This is a genomic window from Variovorax sp. P1_H12_2 (genome assembly GCF_056405335.1).
Map to the genome: position 1 here is coordinate 1 of NZ_JBFUCI010000378.1, position 6,344 is coordinate 6,344.

2 protein-coding genes are annotated in these 6,344 nt (G+C 67.0%); both read right to left on the reverse strand.

Translation table 11 applies throughout. The features are described from left to right. Nucleotides 1-132: 132 nt before the first annotated feature. A complete protein-coding gene (locus AC1D2K_RS27600; protein WP_478092669.1) occupies nt 133-1,611 on the reverse strand; it encodes a glutamate synthase subunit beta in 1,479 nt (492 codons plus the stop codon). Between the two features lie 30 nt (nt 1,612-1,641). Beyond that, nucleotides 1,642-6,344: glutamate synthase-related protein (locus AC1D2K_RS27605; RefSeq protein WP_478092670.1), on the reverse strand; the 4,703-nt coding region annotated here is incomplete at its 5' end.

Below are 6,344 nucleotides of genomic sequence, written 5' to 3' on the forward strand. Positions count from 1 at the left end.
TCTCGGGGGGCAGCGACCCACACGCAGTGGGGGAGCGTGGGGGCTCAGGCCGGCGCCGGGCCGCCCCAAGGCGGCCTGCGGCCCCCTCGGGGGGCAGCGACCCACACGCAGTGGGGGAGCGTGGGGGCCATTTCAGCGCGGCAGGTCGCTGAAACCCATCAGGAATTCGTCGACCGAGCGCGCCGCCTGGCGCCCCTCGCGGATCGCCCAGACCACCAGCGACTGGCCGCGGCGGATGTCGCCGGCGGCGAACACCTTCGGCACATTGGTCGCGTAGCCGCCGATGAAGTCGATGCTGGCCCTGGCATTGCCGCGGGCGTCCATCTCGACGCCGAAGGCATCCAGCACGTTGGCCACCGGGCTCACGAAGCCCATCGCCAGCAGCACCAGGTCGGCCTTGAGCACCTGCTCGCTGCCGGGCACTTCGACCATCTTGCCGTCCTTCCATTCGACGCGCACGGTCTTGAGTCCCGTGACCTTGCCCTTCTCGCCGATGAMTTCCTTGGTGGAGATGGCGAACTCGCGCTCGCAGCCCTCCTCGTGGCTGGAGCTGGTGCGCAGCTTGTAGGGCCAGTAGGGCCAGGTCATCGGTCGGTTCTCTTCCTCCGGCGGCTGCGGCATCAGTTCGAACTGGGTCACGCTGGCGGCGCCGTGGCGGTTGCTGGTGCCGACGCAATCGGAGCCGGTGTCTCCGCCGCCGATCACGATCACGTGCTTGCCGTCGGCCCGCAGCTGGCCCTTGACCTTGTCGCCGGCGTTGATCTTGTTCTGCTGCGGCAGGAATTCCATCGCGAAGTGGATGCCGTCGAGATCGCGGCCGGGCACCGGCAGGTCGCGCGACTGCTCGGCGCCGCCGGTCAGCAGCACCGCATCGAACTCGCGGTCGAGCTGTTCGGGCGTGACGGTTTCCTTGGCCCAGTTGGTGACCTTGGAGCCCTTGCCCAGCGGATCCTTGGCGGCGCCGACCATCACGCCGGTGCGGAAGCTCACGCCTTCGGCCTTCATCTGCTCGACGCGGCGGTCGATGTGCACCTTCTCCATCTTGAAGTCGGGGATGCCGTAGCGCAGCAGGCCGCCGATGCGGTCGTTCTTCTCGAACAGCGTGACGTCGTGGCCGACGCGCGCGAGTTGCTGCGCCGCCGCCATGCCGGCCGGGCCGGAGCCAACCACCGCGACCTTCTTGCCGGTCTTGTGCTTGGCCGGCCGGGCCGCGACCCAGCCTTCGTCCCAGGCGCGGTCGATGATCGCGTGCTCGATCGACTTGATGCCGACGGGATCGTCGTTCACGTTGAGCACGCAGGCGGCCTCGCAGGGCGCCGGACAGATGCGGCCGGTGAACTCCGGGAAGTTGTTGGTCGAGTCGAGCACCACGAAGGCGCTCTGCCAGTCGCTGCGATAGACCAGGTCGTTGAAGTCCGGAATGATGTTGTTGACCGGGCAGCCGCTGTTGCAGAACGGCGTGCCGCAGTCCATGCAGCGCGCGCCCTGCACCTTGGCTTGCGCCTCGTCGAGTCCGACGATGAATTCCTTGTGATGCTTGACCCGTTCCTGGACGGGCTTGTAGCCCTCCTCGATACGCTCATGCTCCATGAAGCCGGTGATTTTTCCCATCGTGCTTTCCTCTTTGTTCGTTATCGCTCGTCAGACCGCCGCCACCGACTTCGCGGCCGCGTGCGGTTCCATGCCCGCATGCGCGTTGTTGCCGCTGCTGGTGAGCTCGACCTCGCGGTCGTGGATCTCGGCCAGCGCGCGCTTGTATTCGTTCGGGAAGACCTTGATGAACTTGGTCCGCGAGACCGCCCAGCTGTCGAGCAGTTCGCGCGCGCGCTTGCTGCCGGTCCAGCGGTGATGGTCCTCGAGCAGCTTGCGCAGCTGCGCCTCGTCGGTCTCGCCGTCGTGCCAGACCTTGCGATGCACGCTGGCGGTCTGCTCGGCCGAGGTCAGCACCTTCTCGAGCGAGACCATCGTGAGGTTGCAGCGCGAGGCGAACTGGCCGTCCTCGTCATAGACGAAGGCCACGCCGCCGCTCATGCCGGCGGCGAAGTTGCGCCCGGTCTTGCCGAGCACCGCGAYCGTGCCGCCGGTCATGTACTCGCAGCCATGGTCGCCGGTGCCTTCGACCACCGCGGTGGCGCCCGACAGCCGCACCGCGAAGCGCTCGCCGGCCACGCCGCAGAGGTAGGCCTCGCCGGTGGTCGCGCCATACAGCGCGGTGTTGCCGACGATGGTGTTGCGCACCGCCTCGCCGCGGAAGTCGAGGCTGGGACGCACCACCACGCGGCCGCCCGAGAGCCCCTTGCCGGTGTAGTCGTTGGCATCGCCGATCAGGTAGAGCGTGATGCCGCGCGCCAGGAAGGCGCCAAAGGACTGGCCGCCCGTGCCTTCGAGCTGGATGCGGATCGAGTCGTCGGGCAGGCCCTGCGGGTGCACCTTGGTGAGCGCGCCCGACAGCATGGCGCCGACCGAACGATTGACGTTGCGCGCGATCTCGATGAACTGCACCTTCTCGCCCTTCTCGATCGCCGGGCGCGACTTCTCGATCAGCTTCACGTCCAGGCTCTTCTCGAGCCCGTGGTCCTGGCTGTCGACATGGAAGCGCGGCACGTCGGCCGGCACGTTCGGCTGCGCGAACAGGCGGCCGAAGTCGAGCCCGCGGGCCTTCCAGTGCTCGATGCCCTGCTTGGTGTCGAGCAGGTCGGCACGGCCGATCAGGTCGTCGAACTTGCGCACGCCGAGCTGGGCCATGATCTGGCGCACTTCCTCGGCGACGAAGAAGAAGTAGTTGACCACGTGCTCGGGCTTGCCCGAGAACTTGCGGCGCAGCACCGGGTCCTGCGTGGCCACGCCCACCGGGCAGGTGTTCAGGTGGCACTTGCGCATCATGATGCAGCCTTCGACCACCAGCGGCGCGGTCGCGAAACCGAATTCGTCGGCACCCAGCAAGGCGCCGATGGCGACGTCGCGGCCGGTCTTCATCTGGCCGTCGGCCTGCACGCGGATGCGCCCGCGCAGGCGGTTCAGCACCAGGGTCTGCTGGGTCTCGGCCAGGCCGATTTCCCACGGGCTGCCGGCGTGCTTGATCGACGACCAGGGCGAAGCGCCGGTGCCGCCGTCATGGCCCGCGATCACCACGTGGTCGCTCTTGCACTTGGCAACGCCGGCGGCGATGGTCCCGACACCGACTTCGCTCACGAGCTTGACGCTGACGCTGGCGTGCGGCGCGACGTTCTTCAGGTCGTGGATCAGCTGCGCCAGGTCCTCGATCGAATAGATGTCGTGGTGCGGCGGCGGCGAGATCAGGCCCACGCCCGGCACCGAGTAGCGCATCTGGCCGATGTACTTCGTGACCTTGCCGCCGGGCAGCTGGCCGCCCTCGCCAGGCTTGGCGCCCTGCGCCATCTTGATCTGCACCTGGTCGGCCGAGGACAGGTACTCGGCCGTGACGCCGAAGCGCCCCGATGCCACCTGCTTGATCTTCGAGCGCAGCGAGTCGCCGGCCTCGAGCGGCAGGTCGACCTCGACATTGGCCTCGCCGATCACGCTCTTGAGCGTGTCGCCCATCTTKATCGGGATGCCCTTGAGCTCGTTGCGGTAGCGCGCCGGGTCTTCCCCGCCCTCGCCGGTGTTGCTCTTGCCGCCGATGCGGTTCATCGCCACGGCCAGGGTCGCGTGGGCCTCGGTGCTGATCGAGCCGAGCGACATCGCGCCGGTGGCGAAGCGCTTGACGATCTCGGTCGCGGGCTCGACCTCGTCGACCGAAATGGCCTTCGCCGGATCGATCCTGAACTCGAACAGGCCGCGCAGCGTGAGATGGCGGCGGTTCTGGTCGTTGACGATCTGCGCGTATTCCTTGTAGGTGTTGAAGTTGTTGGCGCGCGTGCTGTGCTGCAGCTTGGCGATCGCGTCGGGCGTCCACATGTGCTCTTCGCCGCGGGTGCGCCAGGCGTACTCGCCGCCGGCGTCGAGCATGTGGGCGAGCACCGGGTCGTCGCTGAAGGCGGCCTTGTGCATGCGAATCGCTTCCTGCGCGATCTCGAACACGCCGATGCCCTCGACCCGGCTGGCGGTGCCGGTGAAGTACTTGCCGATCGTCTCGCTGTTGAGACCGATGGCCTCGAACAGCTGGGCGCCGCAATAGCTCATGTAGGTGCTGACACCCATCTTCGACATGATCTTCGACAGACCCTTGCCGACCGCCTTGACGTAGTTGTAGATCGCCTTGTCGGCGCTCAGGTCGCCGGACAGGTCTTCATGCATCGCGGCCAGCGTTTCCATCGCCAGGTAGGGATGCACGGCTTCGGCGCCGTAGCCCGCGAGCACGCCGAAGTGATGCACTTCGCGCGCCGAACCGGTCTCGACCACCAGGCCGGCCGTGGTGCGCAGGCCTTCGCGCACCAGGTACTGGTGGATCGCCGACAGCGCCAGCAGGGCGGGGATCGCGACTTGCGTCGGGCCGACGTTGCGGTCGCTCACGATCAGGATGTTGTGGCCGCCCTTGATCGCGTCCACGGCTTCGGCGCACAGCGAGGCCAGCTTGGCCTCGACGCCCTCGTCGCCCCAGCCCAGCGGGTAGGTGATGTCGAGCGTGTAGCTCTTGAACTTGCCCTGCGTGTAGGTGCCGATGTCGCGCAGCTTCGCCATKTCGGCGAAGTCGAGGATCGGCTGGCTCACCTCGAGCCGCATCGGCGGGTTGACCTGGTTGATGTCCAGCAGGTTCGGCTTCGGGCCGATGAAGGACACCAGCGACATCACGATCGCCTCGCGGATCGGGTCGATCGGCGGGTTCGTCACCTGCGCGAACAGCTGCTTGAAATAGTTGTAGAGCGGCTTGTTCTTGTTCGAGAGCACGGCCAGCGGGCTGTCGTTGCCCATCGAGCCGATGCCTTCCTCGCCGGCCGCGGCCATCGGGCTCATCAGGAACTTGATGTCTTCCTGGGTGTAGCCGAAAGCCTGCTGACGATCGAGCAGGCTGACCGGGCTGACCGGTGCATGCACCGTCTCGGCCTCGACGCTGTCGAGCTTGATGCGCAGGTTCTCGATCCACTGCTTGTAGGGCTTGCTGTTGGCCAGCGTCGACTTGACTTCCTCGTCGTCGATCATGCGGCCCTGCTCGAGGTCGATCAGGAACATCTTGCCGGGCTGCAGGCGCCATTTGCGCACGATCTTCTGCTCGGGCACCGGCAGCACGCCGGATTCCGAACCCATGATCACCAGGTCGTCGTCGGTGACGCWGTAGCGCGMCGGACGCAGGCCGTTGCGGTCGAGCGTKGCGCCGATCTGGCGGCCRTYGGTRAAGRCGATCGMSGCCGGGCCGTCCCAGGGCTCGAGCATCGCGGCGTGGTATTCATAGAACGCGCGGCGGCGCGGATCCATCGTGGCGTGCTGCTCCCAGGGCTCGGGAATCATCATCATCACGGCCTGGCTGATCGGGTAGCCGGCCATCGTCAGCAGCTCGAGGCAGTTGTCGAAGGTGGCGGTGTCGGACTGGCCCGGGAAGCTGATCGGATAGAGCTTTTGCAGGTCGGCACCCAGCACCGGCGACGACATCACGCCCTCGCGCGCCTTCATCCAGTTGTAGTTGCCCTTGACCGTGTTGATCTCGCCGTTGTGGGCGACATAGCGGTACGGGTGGGCCAGCGGCCATTCGGGGAAGGTGTTGGTCGAGAAGCGCTGGTGCACCAGGCCCAGCGCCGAGACGCAGCGCTTGTCCTGCAGGTCGAGGTAGTAGGTGCCGACCTGGTCGGCCAGCAGCAGGCCCTTGTAGACCACCGTGCGGCTGGACATGCTCGGAACGTAGTATTCCTTGCTGTGCTTGAGCTTCAGGCGCTGGATGTTGGCGCTGGCGGTCTTGCGGATCACGTAGAGCTTGCGTTCCAGCGCGTCCTGCACGATCACGTCGTTGCCGCGGCCGATGAACACCTGGCGCAGCAGCGGCTCCTTGGCGCGCACGTTGGGCGACATCGGCATCTCGCGGTTGACCGGCACGTCGCGCCAGCCCAGCAGCACCTGGCCCTCGACCTTGATGGCGCGCTCCATCTCCTGCTCGCAGGCTTCGCGCGAGGCATGCTCCTTCGGCAGGAAGATCATGCCGACGCCGTATTCGCCGGGCGGCGGCAGGATCACGCCCTGCTTGGCCATCTCCTCGCGGTACAGCAGGTCGGGCAGCTGGATCAGGATGCCGGCGCCGTCGCCCATCAGCTTGTCAGCGCCCACTGCGCCGCGGTGGTCCAGGTTCTCGAGGATCTTGAGGCCCTGCAGCACGATGGCGTGGCTTTTCTCGCCCTTGATGTGGGCCACGAAGCCGACGCCGCAGGCGTCATGCTCGTCAGCGGCGGAATATAGAC